Genomic DNA, 25,271 nt, shown 5'->3' on the forward strand with positions numbered 1-25,271 from the left:
ATTCGCGCCTCTTACCATTTAGCACTACTCACCAGTAAGTGTTTTGAACACTAGAAGCGTCATCAATAGTTATTAAAAAGGGAGAATGCCAACGCATTCTCCCTTTTTTATTGTTCTTAATTGGATAAGATTTTAGTAAACCGTATCCACCTTAACGTCTTTCTCTACTAACCACTTCACGGTTTCGCCATCTTTAAGTTCCACCGCCACATCAACAGGCTTGTCACTGTCGATTTCTAGCTGCCATACAAACGCGACTTCCCATTGAGTTTCACTGTGTGTTCTTAAATCAAGATCGTCAGCCGTTACCAACAAGGTGTCTGCACCCTGTTTAACCGTAACACTTTCAACCGCAAGCGTTGCTGGCAGTTGTGAGTCTGACTCTAGGTAGATAGCACCATGTAGGGTCTTATCTTGAGTCTCGCCAATCGTTGGCATCTTGTTGTGCCAAAGGTTGCTTTTCATGGTAACTGTTGCTGCAGATACTTCGACTTGATTATCTTGCTGCCATTCTACTTGTGGCGCAGAACAACCCGCTAATGCCACTACACATGCGGCGAATGCTAATTTTTTCATTATTCTTCTACCTTTGATTTAACCAACTCTTTAAAACTTCAATGTCATTCTGGTATTCGTTATTTATCTCATCAACCCAATCTGAAATGTTCTCCCACCACGCAGGCAAATCTGGAGATTGAGCTTTCTGGGCAACTTGTTGGATGCGTTTCAGACCAATAGAACCTGCAGCACCTTTAATCTTATGTGCCTCAGAAACGATACTGGCTTTATCTTTCGCGACCATGTTGGAGTTCAATATTTCCATATACTCCGGCATCATATCTTCGAACATCGCGATGTTATCCAAAACCGGTTTCGGTCCAACAATATCAACATAAGACTCTAGCATATCAATATCAAGCAAAGTGGTATCAATTTCTGAAAGAAAAGGCTTACTCGCGTCGACTTTATCAATGCTCTCAACCTTATCGGTGCCCGCTACCTTCTCAATTACCTCTGGTGCATCTTCGATAAGTTCACTGATGACATCTTGGATAGCTCGAACCGACAAAGGTTTACTGATCGCTTCGTCCATGCCTTTCTGGAAGTACTCTTGCTTGTTGTTTAATACGTTCGCAGTTAACGCCACCAAAGGCGGTAGCTGGCTGTATTTCTCGCGGTAGTATTGAGCAATATCGAAACCCGTCATATCTGGCAGTTGGATATCCAACAACACCAAATCATAGTCTTCAGGATTGAAAGCAATTTGCGCCTCTTTACCCGTCATCACGACTGTCACTTCATGGCCAAGGCTTTCAAGTAGAGAGCGAGCCACTGTGATATTGAGTTCAATGTCTTCGACCATAAAGATCTTAAGATTCGACTGTTTTCTTGGCGTTTTGATCAGAGCCTGAGTATCGTGATTCACTGGAACTCGAATCGAAACCATAAAGGTACTGCCAAAGCCCTCTTCACTGATGACTTCAATGTGGCCATCCATCATATTAATTAGCTGTTGAGAGACAGCGAGACCAATACCCGTGCCGACAGCGTGCAAGTTGTCCGTGCCCGATTTCACCTGATAGTACATCGCGAAGATCTTCTCGATTTCACTTTCAGGGATACCAATACCAGTATCTTCCACTTCCATCGTAATGTTGGCAAAGTCACCATCAATGTCGGCGCTGACTGTCATCACCACTCCACCATCTTTGGTGAACTTCATCGCGTTACTAACAAGGTTCCACAGTACCTGTCTAAGACGAGTACCATCCACCTCAACAGCAGCTGGAAGATCAGACAATCTTTCTAGATCGAACCTTAACCCTTTCTGCTCAGCCATCAACGCAGAGATACTTTCGATCTCGACAACGAAATCTTCAAAGTTAATAGGCGTAGGGAAGAGTTCAAGCTTACGGCGGTCGAACTTATCCATATCAATAATATCGTTGAAGATATTACCCAGTGTCACCGCGCTCACCTTGATGGTTTGCATCTGCTTGCGCTGTTCGGTGGTCAGTTGGCTATCAAGCAGCATGCGGCTCAAGCCAATGATGCCGTTGAGCGGCGTTCTTAACTCGTGGCTAATAGTTGAGATAAAGGTGGTCTTATCGCGGCTGGCTTTTTCTAACGACTCTTGATGCTCTTTACGTTCAGTAATATCGCGGCCAAAACCAACCAAGCCCAAGTGACGACCATCTTTGCTGTAGAAAGGCACTTTACGCAGTTCGAAGTAACTCTTGCGGCCATCTGGGTATTCAAGCCATTGGTCATAAGTCAGTGCTTGGTTGTCAGCAAATACTTTCTTATCGGTTTCAACAACTTGCTGAGCGACCTCTTTACTGTAAACATCCCAAGGAGTTAAACCAACTAGCTCTTTTTCTGTTTTACCAGTGAGCTCTTCAACCGCACGGTTACAACCAGAGAACACACCATCTTCATTACGGTAGTAAATAAGGTCAGGCGAGGCATCGATAAACGAGCGTAACAGTGCAGTACGTTCTGCGAGTTCAAGCTGAGTACGCTCGCGCTGGAACACCTCGTTTTCGAGATCTTGCATTGCTTCTGCGCGCGCTTCTTCCGCTTTTTCACGCTCTTCAATTTCTTGATTAAGCTTCTCGATATTGAGCTGCATTTTATTGTTGAGTTCTTGGTCTCGCTCACGCATGTCGCCAAGTTTAGAGACCAATTTCGCTAACCTTTGACGTGATTCTTCCAACTGGTCCACGACCACTGACAGAAAATAAACCGCCCAAGGCGTGATCACTAAACCGAAGAAAACTGAACGGACAATGTCGATGTCATCAACATTGCCTTTGAGTGCAAGGGTGATACCGACTTGCACAACAACAGCGAGGGCAACAAGCGCTAGGGCGAGTAAGATAGAAAAGCGGACAATCCCCAGTTTTACGAGTAGATCCACGTAATACTGGGCAAGATTTTTCATGGGTTTCATTTAGCGCTCCATGCGATAAGACTAGCAACATTCTACCCTGTTTGAAGATGGGAGGTAAGCTAGCTACATCACACGCAGCAAGTGTTCAGCGGTAATTTCGAAGGTTAATTAACCAATACAAATACTAACTAAGCAAAAATAGCCGGGGATAATCAAATTGCCAATTTTATAGCGTTAGCGAATTGAGTATGGATGCACCATTGAACGGTTGCGACCGTCTGATTTCGCTTGATACAACGCACTATCAGCCAAGGCAACAGCCGATTCCATTTCATCATCAGGTGTAGGAATGTAAGAGATAATACCAATACTCACCGTGATGAATTCAGAGACTGTCGACTTCTCATGCGCAAGTTCCAATTTTAGGACTTCATCATGAATACGCTGCGCCACCAGCTGAGCACCTTCGGTCGTTGTATTTGGCAGAATAAAGCCGAACTCTTCACCACCATAACGAGCCACACAATCAGATGAACGATTCAACACCTGCTTAAATGCCTGAGAAACCTGAATCAAAGCATCATCGCCTTGTTGGTGTCCGTAAAAGTCGTTGTAGCCTTTAAAGAAGTCGATATCACATAGCATGATCGTCAGTGGCAGCTTCTCACGCACATGATAATGCCACAGTGTAGAGAGCTGTTCATCGAAACGACGTCGGTTAGACACTTTAGTCAGGCTATCCATAAAGCTGAGGCGTTCAAGTTCAAGGTTGGCTTCTTCAAGCTTTTGTTCTGCTAGATAACGCTCTGTAATATCACGCGCCATGATCAACACACCATTAGTGCTCGATGCTGGATCTCTAAACGGTGATTTGACTACATCATACCAAGTAAATGTTCCATCACTTGAGACCACTTTGTCGATATAACGCAGTGATTTACTTTGATGAAGCACTTGATGATCGGTTTCTGATATTCGCGTATAGATGCTATGTGGCACCACATCTTGTAAACGTTTACCGATCAAGTCACTGACTTCAGAGATACCCAGCGCAGCCACAAATGGTTTATTACACGCTTGATAAACCATGTTTTCATTAAAGATACCAATCGAGTCTGGGCTGGCCTCCAGGAGGTTTTGCAAGATGGTGTCACGCTGCGCAAGTGCCACTTCGGTATCTTTTCGCTTCTCCATCTCGCCACGCAGTTTCTGCTGCATGTCATGCCAATCGGTCACATCATGACTAATAGAGAGCGTGCCGATGGTTTCTCCATCTTGGGAAAGCAGCACACTTTGGTAGGTTTCAAGCAAGCAGCTTTTTCCATCTTGATCTGTAGTCCAAGAGCGTTCACTTACACGACCTTTTAATACTCCACCAGAAACACTCAGGGTGCCCTCTTCAGCACGACCATGCCAAAACTTTTTAAACGAGCGATTACTCGTCACTAACTGACCTTTCTGATCTTTCACGTAGATCAGCTCAGACAAAGAATCCAAAGCGGTACGAGCAACATTCAGTTCTCGAACTTCTTGGGACAGTTCTTCGTTAGTGTTTTTATAAGGTGAGGCGTGAATCATCCAAGCCTGCTTATTTCTAAAATGGATCTTACGACCGATCAAGTTGATCTTGAACGACTCAAATTCAGAAAGCGCCCACAGGGAGACCTGCTCGAAGGCTCGAGAGTTGATGTGGTTGGTTAAGTAGTGACGAAAGCTGTTCTCGCTTTCCACAGTAGGAAAGCGAAAATTAACACCGATTTGGCGGATACCAAGCAACTGCATGGCTTGGCGATTGGCATAGAGTATTTCGCCACTTCGAACATCAACAAAGTAGAGTGGCGACGGGGTAGCAAGTAGAAGCGTTTCGATATGCGACTGATAACGAGAATAGAGATGCCAGCAGATGAGAGCAATCAGCAATACAACAACGATATAAATACCGTAGCCATACGCCCTGTCCCACAACCAAGTCATTACCAGTTCCATTTACTCTCAATCTATACCATAAAATCTATTAGGGAAATGTTACCACTATTTATTGGTTTTATCTGCTGTTACCTACAGTCACCCATTTCTATTAATTGGCCGCGTTTAAAACAGGCAACGTGTACTCGAATGCAGAGCCCGTTTTGATGCCTTGAGCACCGGTTTTATCCAACGAACGACCTATTTCAGTCATCGCTAACCAGCGGTTCTCACACCATAAAGGAGAAAGTAAGGTTGGGCGTCTCGCCGCTGAAGAAACACGGTGATAAACCACGTCCGCAGGAGTGCGTTGAATGATCTCACTCGCGATATCGATGTACTCTTCGAGGCTTGGGGCTTCTAGCTTTCCTGCCTTCCACGCCTTAGCCATGGTACTGCCCTCTACTATATGAAGGCCGTGCAGCTTAATACCATCGGTGCCAACGGCTAATACCTTGTCTAAGGTTTCAAGGTTATCCGCTTTGGTTTCTTTTGGTAGGCCAACAATCAGATGAGTACACACCTTGATACCTAAAGCGCGTGCGCGTTGGGTGATCGTTTCATACACTGCAAAATCGTGGCCGCGGTTAATTCGCTTGAGGGTTTTATCATTGGCGGTTTGCAGGCCAAGCTCGAGCCAAATCTCATAGCCTTGTTTAACGTAGCCCGCTAACAGATCCAACACCGCATCAGGCACACAGTCTGGTCGCGTACCAACACAAAGGCCGACGATCTCTGCACCGGGTGCTTTTAGCGCCTCTTCATACATATTCTTGAGCACTTGCACCTCAGCATAAGTGCTGGTGTACGCCTGAAAGTAAGCCAGGTACTTCTTGGCACGAGCAATCTCACCCGCACGATCTTTTAGCTGGTCAGCAATACTTTGAATTTGAGTTTGTTCATCGGCAAAGGAAGCCACGTTACAAAACGTGCAACCTCCACGGCCAATTGTCCCGTCTCGGTTTGGGCAGCTGAAACCACCATGAAGCGTCAGCTTGTGAACCTTCTCGCCATAACGGCGTTGAAGGTCTTGGCCGATAGTATTGACCAACTCGTGTAATTGCATATTTTCAAAGCACTCAAGTAAATAAGAATGAATATCAGTCTTTTTTGAAAAAAAATTACATCCCTGCAAAATTCGACCAATTAGTTTACTCAAGGCTTTTTGCGAGCAACCTAACAAATATCAATAAACATGCAAAAAATCGGCTCTATTTGCCTAATGTTGCACATTTGTTAGGCATTAAATTCAAAATAAAACGAAAAAAATGGTCTACATGGGTCAACTTTCATTGCAATTCGCCTAGACAAAATTGTAGGATACTTACACATATTGGCTATTTTTGAGTATTTACTTACAACGAAAACTTGCTAATAAGTCGGTGATATCTAACTCCCACCTATATAAACCACTAGTTTGTGGTTAAAAATAAACAGGTATCACTAAGGATTGTTTTTCTCGCAATACTTTTCCTGCGAGATACGGAAAGGATTCAAACCGCCAGCATAGGCAGGTTTAGACCCATAAATATAAAAGGACAAGGCTGACTTTATACAAATAAGTTGCGCCTAGATTTAACTGGAAGGATGTATCTATGGTAGATCAAGAGCAGAACTCACAGGGTCTGTATACTCCTGAATTGGAGCATGACGCTTGTGGTATCGGTTTTGTTGCGCATCTAAAGAATCGCAAATCTCATGATGTAGTAACTCAAGCACTCGATATGCTTGCACGTATGGAACACCGTGGCGGTCAAGGCTGCGATCCGTGTTCTGGTGATGGTGCAGGTATCCTGCTACAGAAGCCGCACGAATTCTTACTAGAAGAAGCCGTAAAGCTTGGAATTAAGCTGCCATCTTTTGAAAAATATGGTGTTGGTGTTGTACTTTTCCCTAAAGATGAACACAAACGTGCACAGTGTCGTGACATTCTAGAACGCAATGCACAACGCCTTGAGTTAGAAGTTATCGGTTACCGTGAACTTCCAACGGACAATTCAATGATTGGTGCTGACCCACTAAGCACTGAACCTCAATTTGAACACGTATTTATTTCTGGCGGCCCAGGTATCACACCAGAAGAGCTTGAGCGTAAACTGTATGTTCTACGTAACTACACGGTTCGTGTATGCCTAGAAAGCGTTTCAAATATCGGTGATGACTTCTACATCAACTCAATGTCTTACAAGACATTGGTGTACAAAGGTCAGCTAACAACTGAACAAGTTCCTCAGTACTTCCTAGATCTGCAAAACCCAACCATGGTGACAGCTCTAGCACTAGTACACTCTCGCTTCTCTACCAATACATTCCCACGTTGGCGTCTAGCTCAGCCTTTCCGTTACATCGCGCACAATGGCGAAATCAATACGGTTCGCGGCAACCTGAACTGGATGAAAGCACGTGAAGCAATCCTAGAATCGGATCTGTTTACACAAGCTGAAATCGACATGCTGCTTCCTATCTGTCAGGAAGGTAGTTCGGATTCATCAAACTTCGATATGGCACTTGAGCTACTTGTTCTTTCAGGTCGTACTCTGCCACACGCGTTGATGATGATGATCCCGGAAGCATGGCAAGAAAACAAAAACATGGATCCAACTCGTCGTGCGTTCTACCAGTACCACGCGAACGTAATGGAACCATGGGATGGCCCAGCATCAGTATGTTTCACCGATGGTGTTCAAGTAGGTGCAACACTTGACCGTAATGGTCTGCGTCCTTCTCGCTACACAGTAACTAAAGACGACTTCCTAGTAATGGCGTCTGAGTCTGGTGTTGTTGAGATTGCACCTGAAAACGTTGAGTACCGTGGTCGTCTACAACCAGGTCGTATCTTCGTTGCTGACCTTGAGCAAGGCCGCATCATTTCTGATGAAGAAGTGAAAGACAGCATTGCTAAAGCACAACCTTACGAAAAGTGGGTTGAAGAGAACCTTCTGAGCCTGAAAAAGCTACCGGATGCGAGCAACGAATTTAGCCAACCTTCTCCAGAGAAACTACTACACAAACAACAATCGTTTGGCGTGAGTTCTGAAGAAGTAAACGAAATCATTCTACCTCTTGCGAAAACAGGCTACGAGCCACTTTCTGCAATGGGTGCTGACTGGCCGCTAGCGATTCTTTCTCACCAATCGCAGCACCTTTCAAACTACTTCAAACAGTTGTTTGCACAAGTAACTAACCCGCCGATCGACCCGATTCGTGAGCGCATGGTTATGTCTCTGAACACTTACCTAGGTAAAGACCAGAACTTACTTGCTGAAACACCTGAGCACTGTCAAAAAGTAGAACTTGAGTCTCCAGTACTGTCTAACTCTGAGTTAGAAAAACTGCGTGCAATCGATAACGAGCACCTTCAGGCGAAGACGCTGGATATCGTATTCCAAGCAAATGGCGACCAAGGTAAGTTAGAGCGCGCACTTAAGCGTATCTGCCAATACGCAGAAGACGCAGTGATTGATGGCTACTCTATCATCCTACTGACAGACCGTGCGGTTAACTCTAACCATGCCGCTATTCCAGCAATGCTGGCGGTTGGCGCGGTTCACCACCACCTAATCCGTAAAGGTCTACGTGCTAAGTGTGACATCGTTGTTGAAACGGGCGACGCTCGTGAGACACACCACTTTGCAACGCTTATCGGTTATGGTGCAAACGCAGTTAACCCATACCTAGTTATTGAAACGATTGTTGAACTGCAACGTACTAAGAAGCTAGATCCAAACGTACACCCACGTGAGTTATTCGATAACTACCGTAAAGGTGTTAACGGCGGTCTACTTAAGATCTTCTCTAAGATGGGGATCTCTACGCTGCAGTCTTACCACGGTGCACAAATCTTTGAAGCACTTGGTGTTAGCAAATCAGTGGTTGAAAAATACTTCACAGGTACTGTTTCTCGTATCCAAGGTCTAACGATCGACGATATCGCGCGAGAAGTATTGGTTCGTCACCGTGTTGGTTACCCAGCTCGTGAAATTCCAGCTCAGATCCTTGATGTTGGTGGTGTTTACCAGTGGAAACAACGTGGTGAGAAACACTTATTCAACCCAGAAACGATTTCTCTACTTCAAGAATCGACGCGTAACAAAGATTACGGTCAGTTCAAGAAGTACGCAAAAGCAGTTGATGACCAAGGCGACAACGCAGCAACGCTACGTAGCCAACTGGACTTCATCAAGAACCCTGCAGGCTCTATTCCTCTAGCAGAAGTAGAACCAATCGAGAACATTCTTAAGCGTTTCGCAACCGGCGCAATGAGCTTTGGTTCAATCTCGCATGAGGCTCACTCAACACTGGCTGTTGCGATGAACCGCATTGGCGCGAAATCAAACTCAGGTGAAGGTGGTGAAGATCCAGCACGTTTCGAACGTAAAGAAAACGGCGACTGGGAACGTTCAGCAATCAAACAGGTGGCTTCTGGTCGCTTTGGTGTAACGTCTTACTACCTATCTAACGCTGATGAGCTACAAATCAAGATGGCTCAAGGTGCGAAACCGGGCGAAGGTGGTCAACTACCTGGTGATAAGGTTGATGACTGGATCGGCGCAACGCGTCACTCGACTCCGGGCGTAGGTCTTATCTCGCCACCGCCACACCACGATATCTACTCAATCGAAGATTTGGCTCAGCTGATCTACGATCTGAAAAACGCGAACCGTAACGGTCGTGTCAACGTGAAGCTAGTATCAGAAGCTGGCGTAGGTACGATTGCATCGGGTGTAGCGAAAGCGAAAGCTGACGTGGTACTTATCGCAGGTTTTGATGGTGGTACGGGTGCATCTCCGATGTCTTCTATCCGTCACACAGGTCTGCCTTGGGAACTAGGTCTAGCAGAAACGCACCAAACACTACTGAAAAACGGCCTACGTAACCGTATCGTTGTTCAGTCTGATGGTCAGATGAAAACACCACGTGACCTTGCAGTAGCAACGTTACTTGGCGCGGAAGAATGGGGCGTAGCAACAGCAGCATTGGTTGTTGAAGGCTGTATCATGATGCGTAAGTGTCACAAGAATACCTGTCCTGTTGGTATCGCAACACAAAACAAAACTCTGCGTGAGCGTTTCGACGGCCGCGTAGAAGACGTAGTGACTTTCTTCCAATACATGGCTGAAGGTCTGCGTGAAGTAATGGCTGAACTTGGCTTCCGCTCTATCGATGAGATGGTAGGTCAATCGCACAAACTTAAAGTTCGTGACGACATCGGCCACTGGAAGTACAAGAACCTAGATCTAACACCTGTACTGCACATTGAGCAGGCTCGTGAAGAAGATGGTATCTACAACCAGACACAACAAAACCACAACCTAGAAGACGTTCTAGACCGCAAGTTGATTCAAGCGGCAATTCCAGCGCTTGAGAAAGGTGAAACCGTGAATGCGACCTTCCCTATCATCAACACAGACCGCTCTGCGGGTACCATGCTGTCGAACGAAATCTCGAAGGTTTACAAAGACCAAGGTTTACCACAGCCAATGAACGTTAAGTTCCACGGTAGTGCTGGCCAATCTTTCGGTGCGTTCCTTGCGAAAGGCGTTAAGTTCGAAGTAGAAGGCGACGCGAACGATTACTGGGGTAAAGGTCTGTCTGGCGGTACTTTGGTACTGTACCCAGATGCGAAGTCTTCTATCGTTGCTGAAGATAACATCGTGGTTGGTAACGTATGTTTCTACGGTGCAACCTCAGGTGAATCTTTCATTCGCGGTATGGCTGGTGAACGTTTCTGTGTTCGTAACTCAGGTGCGAAGGTTGTTGTTGAGGGCGTTGGTGACCACGGTTGTGAATACATGACTGGCGGTGTTGCCGTTATCCTTGGCTCAACAGGTCGTAACTTTGCTGCGGGTATGAGTGGCGGTGTCGCTTATGTTTGGGACAAAGCTGGTGACTTCGAAACCAAGCTTAACCCAGAACTTGTAGACCTAGATCCAATTGAACAAGAAGATAAAGATCTTCTACTAGATATGCTAACCAAGCACGTTGAATTCACAGGAAGTGAAGTTGCTCAGTCTTTCCTAGACAACTTTGAAGCAAGTATTGCATCACTGATTAAAGTTATGCCACGCGACTACAAAGCAGTTCTTGAGAAGCGTAAAGCTGAAGCACAACAGGCACAAACGGAAGAAGTGGAGGCAGTATAATGGGTAAGCCTACTGGATTTTTAGAACACGGTCGCGAGCTTCCAAAGAAGCTCGACCCATCGGTTCGTATCGAAGACAACAAAGAGTTCGTACTTAACGAAGAGTTTGGTGAAAAGATCAATACTCAAGCCTCTCGTTGTATGGACTGTGGCGTACCTTTCTGTCACAACGGCTGTCCGATTGGTAACATCATCCCAGAATTCAATGATGCGGTTTACCGTGACAGCTGGGAAGAGGCTTGGAATATCCTAAGCTCTACCAACAACTTCCCTGAGTTTACCGGTCGTGTTTGTCCTGCTCCTTGTGAAAGTGCCTGTGTTCTTGGTATCAACCAAGACCCAATCACTATCTGTAATATCGAGAAAACGATTGTCGAAACTGCGTACCGTGAAGGGTACGCAAAACCTAAAACACCACGCTCTCGCACAGGTAAAACTGTCGCAGTTATCGGTTCAGGTCCTGCTGGCCTAGCCGCAGCTGAGCAGCTAAACAGCGCTGGTCACTCGGTAACGGTATTTGAACGTGACGAGAAAGTCGGTGGTCTACTTCGCTTCGGTATCCCAGATTTCAAACTGGGTATGGACGTGATTGATCGTAAGATCAACTTAATGGCTGAAGCTGGCGTTGAGTTTAAAGTTAACCAACACATCGGTGTTGATGTTAATGCTCAACAGTTACGCCAAGAGTTTGATGTGGTATTGCTAACGGGTGGTTCTACGGTTCCACGCGACTTGCCAATCCCTGGTCGTGAGTTGAAAGGCGTTCACTTTGCCATGGAATTCCTTGGTCAAAACAACCGCCGTGCTAACAACCTAGATCTTAAAACAGAAGAGATTCACGCTAAAGATAAGCACGTTGTGGTTATCGGTGGTGGTGATACTGGTTCTGACTGTGTGGGCACATCAAACCGTCATAAGGCAGCGAGCATTACTCAGGTTGAGATCATGCCGATCCCACCAGAGAAGCGCCCTGCAAACATGCCTTGGCCTCAATACCCAATGATCATGAAAACCACCACTTCTCACGAAGAAGGTTGTGAACGTCACTGGAACATCTTAACCAAAGAGTTCATCGGTAACGAGCAAGGTCAAGTGACGGGTCTACGTATTGCTGACATCGTTTGGCAAGATGCGAAACCAGGTGAGCGTCCAGGCTTTGATGAAGTCGCGAACTCTGAACGTGTTATTCCTTGTGACATGGCATTCCTAGCAATGGGCTTCTTACACCCGGAGCCAACCGGCGTGCTTGCTCAACTAGACATTAAACTGGACGAGCGCGGTAACGTCGCTTCTGAAGGTTTTGCAACGAACCAGAAAGGCGTTTTCGCTGCTGGTGATATGCGTACTGGTCAATCTCTAGTTGTACGTTGTATTAATGAAGGTCGTGAATGTGCAATTGCCATTGATGACTTCTTAATGGGTAACTCAAACTTAGAAGCGAAAGCTGATTCACTCATGCTTTCCGCATAATATTTCTCGGGCTAACGTCAATTACGTTAGCCTAGAGGAAAAGCAATACCCTTCCTAACTTTTATATTTGGCTAGCACTCGATGCTAGCCTTTTTTCTATCTGGCATTTGTCGTTTTCAAAATCATCCTGTTGTATATGTTAAATCTCGTTAACATTCAACTTATATATCTCATTGATATCCATCGACTATTTTAGATTATTAAGTGGCTAATCGCGTTTATGCATGATAATTAACCATGAACTTGACCTTAAACACAATTAGCTATACGTTGTAAAGCTGATGAAAATAAAATCAATCGGTTTTGTTAACACAACCAATAACGTTTTAACTGGCTAAAGCAAACTATCAGTTTATAAAAAACAACAAGTATATGAATAGTTAGTCATTTACTGTCTGGATGACAGAGAAGCAAAAGGGAGAATTGCAATGGCTCTATATGATCCTAGTCTTGAAAAAGACAACTGTGGATTTGGTTTAATAGCGCAAATGGAAGGCCAACCTAGTCATAAGTTGGTAAGAACTGCTATTTCAGCCCTCGATCGCATGACACACCGTGGTGGTATCGCTGCGGATGGTAAAACCGGGGATGGCTGTGGCTTATTACTACAGAAGCCTGACTCTTATCTCAGAATTATTGCTGAAGAGAATAACTTCAAGCTCGGCAAGCAATACGCTGTCGGCATGATTTTCTTCAGCCAAGATCCAATCAAAGCGCAATCCGCGCAAGACATCGTCAATAAAGAGCTCGCTCAAGAGACCTTAACGGTTGCAGGTTGGCGCGTAGTACCGACCAACACCGACGTATTAGGTCCGATTGCCAAAGATTCAGTTCCCAATATTCAGCAAGTGTTTATCTCGGCCCCCGCGGGTTGGCGTGAACGCGATATTGAACGACGCCTTTATATCGCTCGTCGCAGAATTGAAAAACAGATCACCGAAGACAAAGGTTTCTATATTTGTAGCCTTTCAACACAAGTCATGGTTTACAAAGGCTTGTGTATGCCGGCTGATCTTCCGCGATTTTACCTCGATCTTGCTGACTTACGTATGGAATCGGCGATATGTCTGTTCCACCAGCGTTTCTCAACCAATACTCAGCCACGTTGGCCACTGGCTCAACCATTCCGCTATTTAGCGCACAATGGTGAGATCAATACCATTGAAGGTAACCGACAATGGGCTAAGGCTCGTGCCTATAAATTCTCTTCGCCGTTGCTGCCAGATTTACAAACCGCCGCACCCTTTGTGAATGAGACAGGCTCAGATTCATCAAGCCTAGATAACATGCTCGACCTGTTCCTTGCCGGTGGTATGGATGTGTTCCGAGCGATGCGCATGCTTGTGCCGCCCGCTTGGCAAAACCACCCAGATATGGACCCAGATCTACGTGCATTCTACGACTTCAACTCCAAGCACATGGAACCGTGGGATGGCCCTGCAGGTATCGTACTTTCTGATGGTCGTTACGCTGCGTGTAACCTCGATAGAAATGGCCTGCGTCCTGCGCGTTATGTCATCACCAAAGACAACCTGATCACCTTGGCATCTGAGGTCGGTATCTGGAACTACGCGCCAGATGAAGTGGCAGAGAAAGGGCGTGTCGGCCCAGGTGAATTGCTCGTCATAGATACTCGCCGCGGCAAGCTATGGCAATCTAATGAGATCGACAATGACCTCAAAGGCCGCCACCCATATAAAGAGTGGATGGAAAAGAACGTTCACAAGTTAACGCCATTTTCTGCGCTGCAAGATGACCAAGTGGGTAAGCGTAGCTTTGACGATGATACGCTCAAGACCTACCAAAAACAGTTTGCGATGAGCAACGAAGAGTCCGACCAAGTGCTGCGTGTGCTTGGTGATATGGGGCAAGAAGCAGTAGGCTCAATGGGCGACGACACGCCAATGGCTGTGCTCTCTTCAAAAGAACGCTTGGTCACTGATTACTTCCGTCAAAAGTTTGCACAAGTCACCAACCCACCGATTGATCCATTGCGTGAAAAACACGTGATGTCTTTGGCGACCAGTATTGGTAAAGAGATGAACGTGTTCTGTGAAACAGACGGTCACGCCTATCGTGTCACGTTTGATTCACCAGTACTGCTTTACTCAGACATGCAGCAGCTTCTGCAGTTGAGTCAAAAACATTATCGTCATGTCATTCTCAGCATGCACTACGACCCGAATAACCAAGATCTAGAACAAGCAATCAAAGCAGTATGTGATAGCGCCGAACAAGAAGTCAGCGAAGGTGCGGTTTTAGTTGTGCTGTCGGACAAAGGTTTAGAGAAAGGAAAACTACCGATCCCTGCAGCCATGTTGGTTGGTGCGGTGCAAACAAGGCTTGCTGATACCAACCTGCGTTGTGATGCCAACATCGTTGTTGAGACAGCAACAGCTCGTGACCCACACCAGTTCGCAGTGCTACTTGGCTTCGGTGCGACTGCGGTTTACCCGTACCTTGCTTATGAAGCATTAGGTAAAATGTTGGATGATGGCTCTTTAGATAAAGATTATCGTGCCGCAATGCAAAATTACCAAAACGGCATCAACAAAGGTCTGTACAAGATCATGTCGAAGATGGGAATTTCAACCATTGCCTCTTATCGCTGTTCACAGCTTTTCGAAGCCGTTGGCCTTCATTCCGATGTTGTTGAGCTCTGTTTCCGCGGAGTTACCACTCGAATCCAAGGCGCAAGCTTTAGCGATTTCCAGCAAGATATCTATAACTTATCTCGTAAAGCCTGGACTAAGCGTAAGCCAATCGAGCACGGTGGTTTACTCAAATACGTACACGGCGGCGAATATCACGCCTATAACCCTGATGTGGTTGGCACTCTGCAAACTGCAGTAAAAACAGGTGAGACATCGGATTATCTCTCTTTTGCTAAGCAAGTAAATGCTCGTCCAGCTGCGATGTTACGCGACTTAATGAGCCTCAAAAAAGCCGATCAGCCTCTACCACTAGAGCAAGTCGAGCCTAACAGCGATCTGTTTAAACGCTTCGACTCTGCGGCAATGTCGATCGGTGCTTTGAGCCCAGAAGCGCATGAAGCATTAGCAATGGCGATGAACCGCTTGGGTGGTTACTCAAACTCTGGTGAAGGTGGTGAAGACCCTCGACGCTTTGGTACTGACCGTAACTCTCGTATCAAGCAGATAGCTTCCGGTCGTTTTGGTGTGACGCCACATTACTTAACCAATGCGGATGTTTTGCAGATCAAGGTCGCGCAAGGTGCGAAGCCTGGAGAAGGTGGTCAACTGCCCGGCCATAAAGTTACCGCAGAAATCGCTAAGCTGAGATATTCAGTTCAAGGGGTGACACTGATCTCCCCTCCTCCACATCACGATATTTATTCTATCGAGGATCTAGCGCAGCTGATTTTCGACCTTAAACAAGTGAACCCTAAAGCCTTGGTTTCAGTAAAGTTAGTATCGGAACCGGGTGTAGGCACGATTGCAACTGGTGTAGCGAAAGCCTATGCCGATCTGATCACCATTTCTGGCTACGATGGCGGTACCGCGGCAAGCCCTCTAACCTCGGTAAAATACGCAGGTTGCCCTTGGGAGCTTGGCTTAGCAGAAACTCAACAAGCACTGGTTGCTAACGGGCTTCGTCATAAGATCCGCCTGCAAGTCGATGGTGGTTTAAAAACTGGCCTTGATGTGATTAAAGGTGCGATTCTCGGTGCAGAAAGCTTTGGTTTTGGTACCGCGCCAATGGTCGCAATGGGTTGTAAGTTCTTACGAATTTGTCACCTAAACAACTGTGCGACGGGTGTTGCGACTCAAGATGAAACACTACGCCGCGAATACTTCAAAGGCCTGCCAGACATGGTGGTGAACTACTTTACAGGCCTAGCCGATGAAGTTCGCCAATACCTTGCAGAACTCGGCGTAGAAAAACTCACGGACCTGATTGGTCGTACTGACTTACTTGAAGCCGTTCAAGGCCTCACCGCGAAACAGAACAAGCTCGATCTCTCTTCAATACTCGAAGCTCCGGTATCTCCAGAAGGTCACCCACTGTTTTGGACCGAGCCAAACGCACCATTTGATAAAGCTCAGCTCAACCAGCAGATTCTGGATGATGCACTCGATGCAATTGAGAAACGTCAATCCACCAGCCTTTACTACAACGTGATCAACACAGACCGCTCGATTGGTGCTCGTATCTCTGGTGAAATTGCTAAGCGATACGGCAACCAAGGGATGGCAGGTTCACCAATCAAGTTATATCTCGACGGTACAGCAGGCCAATCTTTTGCGGTTTGGAACGCAGGCGGCGTTGAGCTTTACCTAACAGGCGATGCCAATGACTATGTTGGCAAAGGCATGGCTGGCGGCAAAGTGGTTATCAAGCCTCACCAAGGCACCGCATTTACTTGTAACGAAGCGACCATCATAGGCAACACCTGTCTGTATGGCGCAACTGGAGGCAAGCTGTTTGCAGCTGGTACGGCTGGCGAACGATTTGGCGTACGTAACTCAGGTACGGTTGCTGTGATTGAAGGCGCTGGTGACAACGCCTGTGAATACATGACCGGCGGTATTGTTGCCATTCTTGGCGCAACTGGCGTCAACTTCGGTGCGGGTATGACAGGTGGCTTCGCTTATGTCATGGATAAGAACGAAGACTTCCAAGGTCGAGTAAATAACGAGTCGGTCGAGGCACTTTCTCTGTCTGACTTATTTATCCACCAAGAACATCTGCGTGGCTTAATTGCAGAGCACTTAGAAGAGACTGGCTCAGTACACGCTGAAGCTATTCTGGCGAACTTTGATGAATGGATTCCAAAGTTCTACCTAGTGAAGCCAAAGACGGCGGATCTGAACACCTTGCTCGGCCACCAAAGCCGCAGCTCAGCTGAACTTCGTGTTCAAGCGCAATAATTGGAAGGAGCCAATAATGAGCCAGAATGTATACCAATTTATTGATGTGAATCGCGTAGACCCAGCGAAGAAACCAATCAAGATACGTAAGATTGAGTTTGTAGAGATCTACGAACCTTTCACTAAACAGCAAGCGAAAGCGCAAGCAGACCGTTGTTTAGACTGTGGTAACCCATACTGTGAATGGAAATGTCCTGTTCACAACTACATCCCTCAGTGGCTTAAGCTTGCCAATGAAGGGCGCATTATCGAAGCCGCTGAACTGTCTCACCAAACCAACAGCCTGCCTGAGGTTTGCGGTCGAGTTTGCCCTCAAGACCGCTTGTGTGAGGGCTCTTGTACCCTCAATGACGATTTCGGTGCCGTAACCATTGGCAATATTGAAAAGTACATTACCGACAAAGCCTTTGAGATGGGTTGGAAGCCTGACATGTCTCACGTTGAGTGGACTGATAAAAAGGTCGCGATCATCGGTGCGGGGCCAGCAGGTCTAGCGGCGGCTGACATCCTAGTTCGTAATGGCGTAAAAGCCGTTGTGTTTGACCGCTATCCGGAGATCGGTGGCCTACTGACGTTTGGTATTCCATCGTTCAAGCTTGAGAAAGGCATCATGGAAAATCGTCGCCGTATCTTTAGCGAGATGGGCGTCGAGTTCCAAATGAATACCGAAGTCGGCAAAGATGTACAACTTCAGCAACTCGTCGATGACTACGACGCTGTTTTCCTTGGTGTCGGCACCTATAAAAACATGCGTGCGGGTTTAGACAACGAAGATGCACCGGGCGTTTATGATGCTCTGCCATTCTTGATTTCTAATACCTACAAGGTCATGGAACTGGAAAACCCAACCCCATTTATCGATATGCAAGGTAAGAAAGTCGTCGTGCTTGGTGGTGGTGATACGGCGATGGACTGCGTTCGAACCTCTATTCGTCAGAATGCGGCAGATGTGGTGTGTGCTTACCGCCGAGATGAAGCCAACATGCCAGGTTCTCGCCGTGAGGTAAAAAATGCACGTGAAGAGGGGGTGAAGTTCAAGTTCAACCTACAACCTATCGGCTTAGAGCTTAACAGCGCTGGTCATGTGGTTGGTGTGAAATTCGTGAAAACCGCTTTGGGTGAGCCTGATGAAGCAGGCCGTCGTCGTCCAGAACCTGTCGAAGGCAGTGAGCATGTTCTTGAAGCAGATGCCGTTATCATGGCATTTGGTTTCCAACCTCATGCGATGGAATGGCTAGAACCTTTCGGTGTGGAGCTCGATCAGTGGGGTCGCATCAAGGCTCCTAACAAACAAGAGTTTCAATACCAAACCACCAACAGCAAGATCTTTGCAGGTGGTGATGCGGTTCGAGGATCTGACTTAGTGGTGACCGCTATCGATGAAGGCCGCAAAGCCGCGGAAGGGATATTAGATTACTTAGAAGTGTGATTAGGTTTCCTTTATTACTCAGTTCGTTACTATAAAAAAGGATCCAATTATGGATCCTTTTTTGAATTAGATACGTTTATCACAAGCACAACAAAAATACGTAAAACAATCGCAGACAAACCAATGCCGATAACTACAATTAGAATTAAAAACAAGCCATAGGAAACACTATGAAAAAAGCCGCTCTCCTCTCGCTATCACTTTTAACGTTAACCGCTTGCAGCCAAGGAATCACGGACATGAAAGACAGAACTTCATCACCTTGTGGAGACAAACCAAATTGCGTATCAACTCAAGATGATCGTGAGCAGCATGCATTGGCCGCATTTGAGTTATCAGATTCAGCAAACCTAGATGCGATTGAGCAGGTTGCACTCACCTTACCAGGGTCGAAAACCGCGAGTAAAACAGAAGAAGATTATCTGCGTGTTGAATGCACCTCTCGCATCATGCGTTTTGTCGATGACTTAGAACTTAAAATCACCGATGGCAAACTGATCGTACGTTCAGAGTCTCGTACTGGCCATTCTGATTTTGGCGTAAACCGAAAACGAGCTGAACAACTTCGTGCTAGCTTGAAAAGCGAAGGCCTAATCAAATAGATAAAAGAATACGCAGATAAATCGCTACTATTCGGATGAGAAGTGCCTCTGGGCAGTCGCTCGACACTTCTTATCCATGCTACAATTTCGCTCTACTGTTTAAATATTATTTATTAAGAGACTACACATGAAAATCGGCATCATTGGCGCAATGGAGCAAGAAGTTGCGATCCTAAAAGCAGCAATTTCAGACATTACTGAAGTTAATAAAGGCGGTTGTACCTTTTTCTCTGGTCAGCTAAATGGTGTTGACGTTGTTTTGCTTCAATCTGGCATTGGTAAAGTAGCAGCGGCTATTGGTACTTCAATCCTACTAAGCGAATACCAACCAGATGTCGTTCTTAACACGGGCTCTGCTGGCGGTTTTGATTCAACACTGAACCTTGGCGATGTGGTTATCTCAACTGAAGTTCGTCACCACGATGCAGACGTTACAGCTTTCGGTTACGAAATCGGCCAAATGGCAGGTCAGCCTGCAGCGTTCAAAGCTGACGACAAACTGATGGCTGTTGCTGAACAAGCTCTAGCACAAATGGAAGATAAGCATGCCGTTCGCGGTCTTATCTGTACTGGCGACGCATTTGTTTGCACAGCAGAACGCCAAGAATTCATCCGCAAGCACTTCCCATCTGTTGTTGCTGTAGAGATGGAAGCATCGGCTATCGCTCAAGCTTGTCACCAATTCCAAGTACCATTCGTGGTTGTTCGTGCAATCTCTGATGTTGCAGACAAAGAATCACCAATGAGCTTCGAAGAGTTCCTGCCACTAGCAGCGCAAAGCTCTTCTGAAATGGTTATCAAGATGGTTGCCCTACTAAAGTAAGCGACTAGACATGCAAACACTGTTTGATCAGGTATTTGCAAATGGCGTGCTCCTTGTGATGTGGGGAGCACTGCTTTTTCATTTAATTTTACCTATCCCCCATGCCGCACACCCCACTACCTTATGGCATAAGTTTGCTGAACTTTTAGCAACCAAGGTTAATAACAACCACAACTATTCCCAAAGCTTAATCTCAGGCACATTAGCCTGGGGGTTAATGGTACTGCCAACTCTGGTTATTCTCTTGGCACTGCAACCATTGGTTTGGCAATCTCAACTGTTTGAATTGGCACTGTTATTACTCGCGATTGATTGGCGCAATAATGAAAAGCTGGCTAACCAACTGATCAAAGCTCTTGGTCGAGAAGATAAAGCGGCCGCTCGTCAGTTACTGGCTCCGATTATCAATCGTCAGACCGAATCACTTTCGTCACTTGGCCTCGGCAAAGCCGCCACAGAAACCATAATCATGGGTTACGCTCGTAATGTGGTTTGTGTTTTATTCTGGTACGCCATTGGTGGTGGAATCGCCGCTTTAATGTATCGCCTGATTGTCGAATTAGCGCGAGCGTGGTCACCAAGCCGTAAGCAGTTCTCTCCATTTGGATCAACGGCAATCAAGATAGTCGCGATTCTAGAATTTATACCAATGCGCTTATTTGCCTTGATGATTGTATGTGGTGATAAAGCGTCTCACACGTTCAAGATGATGTTAGTCCAAAGTCGCTCTTGGCCACTGCCCGGCCCTGCCTGGTTGATCACGGCCGTTGGCAACAAGCTGGAGTTATCATTAGGTGGCCCTGCGATTTACGACAACACCAAAGCCATTCGCGCGAAATTAGGCGGAAGAATCGCACCGTCAGCTCTGCATCTATCTCAGGTTCAGAAACTACTCTTTGGTCGCATCGCTATCTGGATCTTTTTACAAAGCCTAGCCTTACTATTTATTCACCAAGGGATTTAGAGTGAAACCTTCAGCACTTGTTACAAGCCTTACTATTTTGTCTTCCAGCTTATGGCTGCCTTTATCATTTGCAGAAGAAGCACCACTGACTCAAGAACAAGTACAGCCGGCTCAACGCGTGGTCAGCCTTGCTCCTCATGCCACTGAACTCACGTACAGCGCAGGTTTAGGTAACAACCTTGTCGCCGTAAGTGAACGAAGTGATTACCCACCACAAGCCGATAAGCTTGAAAAAGTAGCAAACTATCAAGGCATCAAGGTTGAGAAGATCATCGCACTTCAGCCTGATTTGATTCTTGCGTGGCCAGCTGGAAACCCGCCCAGAGAACTCGCGAAACTAAAGCAATTTGGTTTTAATATTTACTACTCGAAAACTAAAAGCCTAGACAGCATTGCGACCAATATTGAACAACTCAGCCAATACTCCAGTGATCCGAGTATTGGCGAAAATAATGCCAAGCAATACAAAGAACAACTCAACGCATTGAGACTAAAATATAAAGATGCCGAACCCGTAGACTACTTTTATCAGCTCAGTGAGAAGCCAATCATCACTGTTGCTCAAGGACACTGGCCAAGTGAGGTGTTTGAGTTTTGTGGCGGTCACAATATTTTCGAAGACAGTGCTTCCCCTTACCCGCAAGTTGGCATTGAGCAAGTTGTATTAAGGAAACCGCAAGTGATCTTCACTTCTCAGCATGCAATTGAGAATGGAACCATGTGGCAAACATGGGAAGATGAGATCCCAGCAGTCGCTCAAAATCAGATTTGGTCACTCAACTCTGACTGGATTAATCGCCCGACGACGAGAACTTTGAAAGCGATCCAACAAGTATGCGATTTCTTCGATAGAGCTAGGCAAAATCACTAACTATTTGCTGCGTTTTTTCGTACAATTCGCCACCGACCTGTCCCTACAATTTCAACCATAAGAGCACCAGTATCATGGACTCCATGCTGCTTTATATTATCGATTTATTTGGCACTGCCATTTTTGCTGTCTCAGGCGTATTTGTCGCTGGCCGTCTTAAGATGGATCCCTTTGGTGTCGCTGTTTTAGGCAGTGTAACCGCGATTGGCGGCGGTACAATTCGTGACATGGCATTGGGTGCAACTCCCGTGTTTTGGATCACCGATACCACCTACCTTTGGGTCATCATTACCACCTGCTTGCTGACCATGATTATTGTAAGACGCCCGAAACGTCTGGCTTGGTGGATATTGCCGGTATGTGATGCGATTGGCCTAGCGGTGTTTGTTGGCATTGGTGTAGAAAAAGCACTTATCTATCAAGATTCAGCACTAGTGGCGATCATCATGGGTGTCATCACCGGTTGCGGTGGCGGTATTATCCGCGACGTGCTTGCCCGTGAAGTGCCAATGATTCTAAGAAGTGAAGTCTACGCGACCGCTTGTATCATTGGTGGCGCTTTCCATACCATGGCGATCAGCATGGGGCACGATTCAGAAACTGCATTTCTGGCCGGCGTGTTCTCAACACTATTGATCAGGCTTGGCGCTATTCGTTGGCATTTATCATTGCCGACCTTCGCCATCAAATAAGCTATCGTTACAAAGTGAAAGGCTCCGCAAAGGGGCCTCTATCATCTACATTTTAGTGTGAACTAAGCAGCCTTCACGAAATGACCTGCTACGAAATACCAATCCCTTCCAATTTTCATCATTGATTTGTGTGCGTTTACTCGCACACGTTTAAGAGGCCTCTCTCGTACACAAATTGCAAAATATCTCCAAGTCAGTCGAACCAAGATAAATAAGTGGGGGGATTGAGGTTAGCCCCCCCCCCCCTTAATTACACCTGTATAAGCTATCGCTCACAAACGGTAAAGTTAAATATTGGAATAAATATAAAGGTGCTGCTCACCACATAGCCATAGACTCAACAGAACTCAGGACCTTTAGAGAGAGTGAGTAAAAGATGAAAAACATGGCTCGAAAAGCAGAGAACATAGCGTAAGCTTTGACGTTGATATCCACGAAGCCATTAGTTATTAGATTAGCCTTGTAAAGCTTGGCGATAATGAGGTGATGCCAACATTATTTATTTCTTTACGTAGAAAGATCCGCGCCGTCTCAGAGGGGGGAGACTTACGACACAAAAATTCAGCACTTTGGAAAGACGGACATCCCAGAAATGAAAGAGTAACAGCTCTGAAAAATGGGATTATAACGGAGTGGAAAGCCAAGCTTGGTTATCACTACCTGAAATCGCAATGCCGCGATATAAAGGGCTATTCAGTGGTCAATTAAGCTTGAGATATTACAACGTTCAAGGGGCAAATCTTGTCGTTAATATATGATTATATTGAAATTCACCTCATTATCACGCCGAAAAACTGGTTAAGTTCGAAGATTACAAACCTCAAATTGCAACAAAAAGAATCAATTAGACACTCTCTCACAAAAAAACTTACCATCTGGTTAGTAAAAAAAGTGACCGCCATCAAACTTTCTAGTTAAAGTTCCTTATCTACAACCATAAGCTCACTCAATCAAAATAAACCCATCGATAAAAATCTGAACAAACATCACAAAAATGGAACGCTCATCGGCACCAATAAATTATGTTACAAATGGTTTCTAGTGCAAACTCAATTTGCGCATGGCTACAATGACGCGCTCAAAAGTCAATCAGACATAAGTGTTCGAAAAAGCACTTTTAAAACTCAACTAGCCCATAGAAACTGAGTTTATAGAAACAGTACGCATCTGCTTGGCGATCAATTATCGAGCAATTGAGATGGTTATTAACCTTTAATCACGAAATAGAAATCACCCAAAATAAATTATTGACATTGGAATGGTTGTACGTAAAAAACCTGACAGAACTTTTTATTACAAATATAATTTATTACACTTCCATGACAATTAACAAAAATAAAATAAAAGTGAAACAATTAATGCATTTGACTTAATTGTTCTACGTGGATTAACCTTTTAGAACACAAACACTAATTAGGGGATTAAAATGAACGACTCAATTAAAGAAGCTAGACTTAAGAACAACATGAAGAACCCAATTGTTGCCTTAGCACTTGGCTTCTTTATTCCAGGTGCTGGTCAAATGTACGCAGGAAGCGTCATGTGGGGTATTATTAATCTAATCATTGCTATTGTATGTGCAATTACCGTGATTGCATCTCCAATTAGTTTCATCATTTGGGCTGTAGCACTATTTATGGGTTACAAAGGCACAAAAGAGTTTAACAACAAAGTATTGGATACAGCGGAAAGCCAAGCCTAGTCTTTGCAAGAGCAATCGCAAAATATATACACTCAATAGTTTGATTTAGTGGCTAGTCAAAGCCAAACTGACGACTTAAATAAAGACCTTTAACTAATATTAAAGTTACCATCATGACGATTAGAATCTTCACCATTAGCCTTGCTACTATTCTTATAACTGGCTGTGGCAACGACTCGAAAAAAGTTGAGTCTCTTGTTGAACAAGGCATCATTGAAGCAACTGGAGCTACTATGGGGCTTGTAGAAACGACCATCGATAAAATCAACTGCTCAAAGAAAAAACACCCTAATGTTAGAAATACATCATACTTTTGCGATGTATCTATCACAGTAGCAAATAAAGACTTTGGCATTGAAGAGGCAATTTCTGAATCAGGTTATTTTGACTTTGATGGTAAAGAGACAATTACCCCTCTCGACTAATTTCAATCTATTAATTTAAAACACAAAATAGAACAATCGATTATCAAATGACATAGTTCAAGCTTTTTTATCAAAATTTAAATAACATATGGTGACCAAAATTATCTAAATTATTTTTGGTCACTACCTATTGCTATGAAAAATATATTTAAAAAGATCACCGTAAATCTTTAAATAATATAAAGCCTATGGTGATATCTTATATGAAATATATAAAATTAATTTTACCATGTTTAGCCACTTTCATGATTTTTTGGGGCAACACGGCGTTGTTGATCAAATCAGCTTGAAGATCAACGACACCATATGTAGCTAGCCGTTAGCTTCTAACGGGCATACCTAGTCCTATGACTTTGTTAATCGCTTTGACATTCGCCATGATTTCGCCCACTTGAGCGTTG

Annotated in this window: 15 protein-coding genes and 1 pseudogene; 12 read left to right on the top strand and 4 right to left on the bottom strand. The window is 45.3% G+C overall.

Annotated elements, in window-relative coordinates; all coding sequences use genetic code 11:
* Positions 1-132: 132 nt before the first annotated feature.
* From AB4493_RS14990 to AB4493_RS15005, 4 genes are all read right to left on the bottom strand, one after another.
* Entirely contained in the window at positions 133-576 is a 444-nt protein-coding gene (locus tag AB4493_RS14990; RefSeq protein ID WP_017062884.1) for a hypothetical protein, read from the bottom strand.
* A gap of 7 nt (positions 577-583) precedes the next feature.
* Positions 584-2,953: an aerobic respiration two-component sensor histidine kinase ArcB gene (gene arcB, locus AB4493_RS14995; RefSeq protein ID WP_372155299.1), complete on the bottom strand. Its 2,370-nt coding sequence runs from the start codon at positions 2,951-2,953 to the stop codon at positions 584-586.
* Positions 2,954-3,127: 174 nt separating this feature from the next.
* Positions 3,128-4,879 carry a diguanylate cyclase domain-containing protein gene (locus AB4493_RS15000; RefSeq protein WP_017059307.1) on the bottom strand — a complete coding sequence of 584 codons (1,752 nt, stop codon included), beginning with the start codon at positions 4,877-4,879 and terminating at the stop codon, positions 3,128-3,130.
* A gap of 91 nt (positions 4,880-4,970) precedes the next feature.
* Complete coding sequence (locus tag AB4493_RS15005; RefSeq protein ID WP_017059306.1) at positions 4,971-5,924, bottom strand: TIGR01212 family radical SAM protein; 954 nt, start codon at positions 5,922-5,924, stop codon at positions 4,971-4,973.
* A gap of 529 nt (positions 5,925-6,453) precedes the next feature.
* Here AB4493_RS15005 and gltB (AB4493_RS15010) point away from each other — a divergent pair.
* The 12 genes and pseudogenes from gltB (AB4493_RS15010) to AB4493_RS15065 all read left to right on the top strand — a co-directional run bounded on the left by gltB (AB4493_RS15010) (position 6,454) and on the right by AB4493_RS15065 (position 24,870).
* Positions 6,454-11,001, top strand: coding sequence for a glutamate synthase large subunit (gltB, locus tag AB4493_RS15010; RefSeq protein WP_372083386.1), 4,548 nt, complete (start codon positions 6,454-6,456; stop codon positions 10,999-11,001).
* Positions 11,001-12,470 carry a glutamate synthase subunit beta gene (locus AB4493_RS15015; protein ID WP_017066517.1) on the top strand — a complete coding sequence of 490 codons (1,470 nt, stop codon included), beginning with the start codon at positions 11,001-11,003 and terminating at the stop codon, positions 12,468-12,470. The genes gltB (AB4493_RS15010) and AB4493_RS15015 overlap by 1 nt, the downstream gene beginning before the upstream one ends.
* Positions 12,471-12,898: 428 nt before the next feature.
* On the top strand, positions 12,899-17,362 hold the full coding sequence (gltB, locus tag AB4493_RS15020; protein WP_372155301.1) for a glutamate synthase large subunit: 4,464 nt from the start codon (positions 12,899-12,901) through the stop codon (positions 17,360-17,362).
* A gap of 16 nt (positions 17,363-17,378) precedes the next feature.
* Complete coding sequence (locus AB4493_RS15025; RefSeq protein ID WP_372072700.1) at positions 17,379-18,791, top strand: FAD-dependent oxidoreductase; 1,413 nt, start codon at positions 17,379-17,381, stop codon at positions 18,789-18,791.
* A 170-nt stretch (positions 18,792-18,961) separates the two neighbouring features.
* The gene (locus AB4493_RS15030; protein WP_372155303.1) at positions 18,962-19,393 is read left to right on the top strand and encodes a DUF1499 domain-containing protein; all 432 of its coding nucleotides are present in this window, start codon (positions 18,962-18,964) and stop codon (positions 19,391-19,393) included.
* 127 nt (positions 19,394-19,520) lie between these two features.
* The gene (gene mtnN / locus AB4493_RS15035) at positions 19,521-20,216 is read left to right on the top strand and encodes a 5'-methylthioadenosine/S-adenosylhomocysteine nucleosidase (RefSeq protein WP_372155305.1); all 696 of its coding nucleotides are present in this window, start codon (positions 19,521-19,523) and stop codon (positions 20,214-20,216) included.
* A 10-nt stretch (positions 20,217-20,226) separates the two neighbouring features.
* A complete protein-coding gene (locus tag AB4493_RS15040) occupies positions 20,227-21,180 on the top strand; it encodes a cobalamin biosynthesis family protein (RefSeq protein WP_372155307.1) in 954 nt (317 codons plus the stop codon).
* A 1-nt stretch (position 21,181) separates the two neighbouring features.
* Positions 21,182-22,051: a vitamin B12 ABC transporter substrate-binding protein BtuF gene (gene btuF / locus AB4493_RS15045; protein ID WP_372155309.1), complete on the top strand. Its 870-nt coding sequence runs from the start codon at positions 21,182-21,184 to the stop codon at positions 22,049-22,051.
* A 74-nt stretch (positions 22,052-22,125) separates the two neighbouring features.
* Positions 22,126-22,743, top strand: coding sequence for a TRIC cation channel family protein (locus tag AB4493_RS15050; RefSeq protein ID WP_016789753.1), 618 nt, complete (start codon positions 22,126-22,128; stop codon positions 22,741-22,743).
* 248 nt (positions 22,744-22,991) lie between these two features.
* A pseudogene (locus AB4493_RS15055) lies at positions 22,992-23,501 on the top strand (IS5/IS1182 family transposase); the annotation flags it as partial.
* Positions 23,502-24,169: 668 nt separating this feature from the next.
* Positions 24,170-24,445, top strand: coding sequence for a hypothetical protein (locus AB4493_RS15060; protein WP_017066511.1), 276 nt, complete (start codon positions 24,170-24,172; stop codon positions 24,443-24,445).
* 113 nt (positions 24,446-24,558) lie between these two features.
* Positions 24,559-24,870, top strand: a complete 312-nt coding sequence (locus AB4493_RS15065; protein WP_102428212.1) for a hypothetical protein — start codon at positions 24,559-24,561, stop codon at positions 24,868-24,870.
* Positions 24,871-25,271 lie beyond the last annotated feature (401 nt).

This window comes from Vibrio sp. 10N.222.55.A1 (genome assembly GCF_041473835.1).
GTDB classification, from domain to species: Bacteria; Pseudomonadota; Gammaproteobacteria; order Enterobacterales; family Vibrionaceae; genus Vibrio; species Vibrio crassostreae_C.

Excerpts from the sequence above, each read along its gene's own strand:
- AB4493_RS14990 (WP_017062884.1), bottom strand. The coding sequence starts at position 576 with ATGAAAAAATTAGCATTCGCCGCATGTGTAGTGGCATTAGCGGGTTGT.
- arcB (WP_372155299.1), bottom strand. The coding sequence starts at position 2,953 with ATGAAACCCATGAAAAATCTTGCCCAGTATTACGTGGATCTACTCGTA.
- AB4493_RS15000 (WP_017059307.1), bottom strand. The coding sequence starts at position 4,879 with ATGGAACTGGTAATGACTTGGTTGTGGGACAGGGCGTATGGCTACGGT.
- AB4493_RS15005 (WP_017059306.1), bottom strand. The coding sequence starts at position 5,924 with ATGCAATTACACGAGTTGGTCAATACTATCGGCCAAGACCTTCAACGC.
- gltB (WP_372083386.1), top strand. The coding sequence starts at position 6,454 with ATGGTAGATCAAGAGCAGAACTCACAGGGTCTGTATACTCCTGAATTG.
- AB4493_RS15015 (WP_017066517.1), top strand. The coding sequence starts at position 11,001 with ATGGGTAAGCCTACTGGATTTTTAGAACACGGTCGCGAGCTTCCAAAG.
- gltB (WP_372155301.1), top strand. The coding sequence starts at position 12,899 with ATGGCTCTATATGATCCTAGTCTTGAAAAAGACAACTGTGGATTTGGT.
- AB4493_RS15025 (WP_372072700.1), top strand. The coding sequence starts at position 17,379 with ATGAGCCAGAATGTATACCAATTTATTGATGTGAATCGCGTAGACCCA.
- AB4493_RS15030 (WP_372155303.1), top strand. The coding sequence starts at position 18,962 with ATGAAAAAAGCCGCTCTCCTCTCGCTATCACTTTTAACGTTAACCGCT.
- mtnN (WP_372155305.1), top strand. The coding sequence starts at position 19,521 with ATGAAAATCGGCATCATTGGCGCAATGGAGCAAGAAGTTGCGATCCTA.
- AB4493_RS15040 (WP_372155307.1), top strand. The coding sequence starts at position 20,227 with ATGCAAACACTGTTTGATCAGGTATTTGCAAATGGCGTGCTCCTTGTG.
- AB4493_RS15050 (WP_016789753.1), top strand. The coding sequence starts at position 22,126 with ATGGACTCCATGCTGCTTTATATTATCGATTTATTTGGCACTGCCATT.
- AB4493_RS15060 (WP_017066511.1), top strand. The coding sequence starts at position 24,170 with ATGAACGACTCAATTAAAGAAGCTAGACTTAAGAACAACATGAAGAAC.
- AB4493_RS15065 (WP_102428212.1), top strand. The coding sequence starts at position 24,559 with ATGACGATTAGAATCTTCACCATTAGCCTTGCTACTATTCTTATAACT.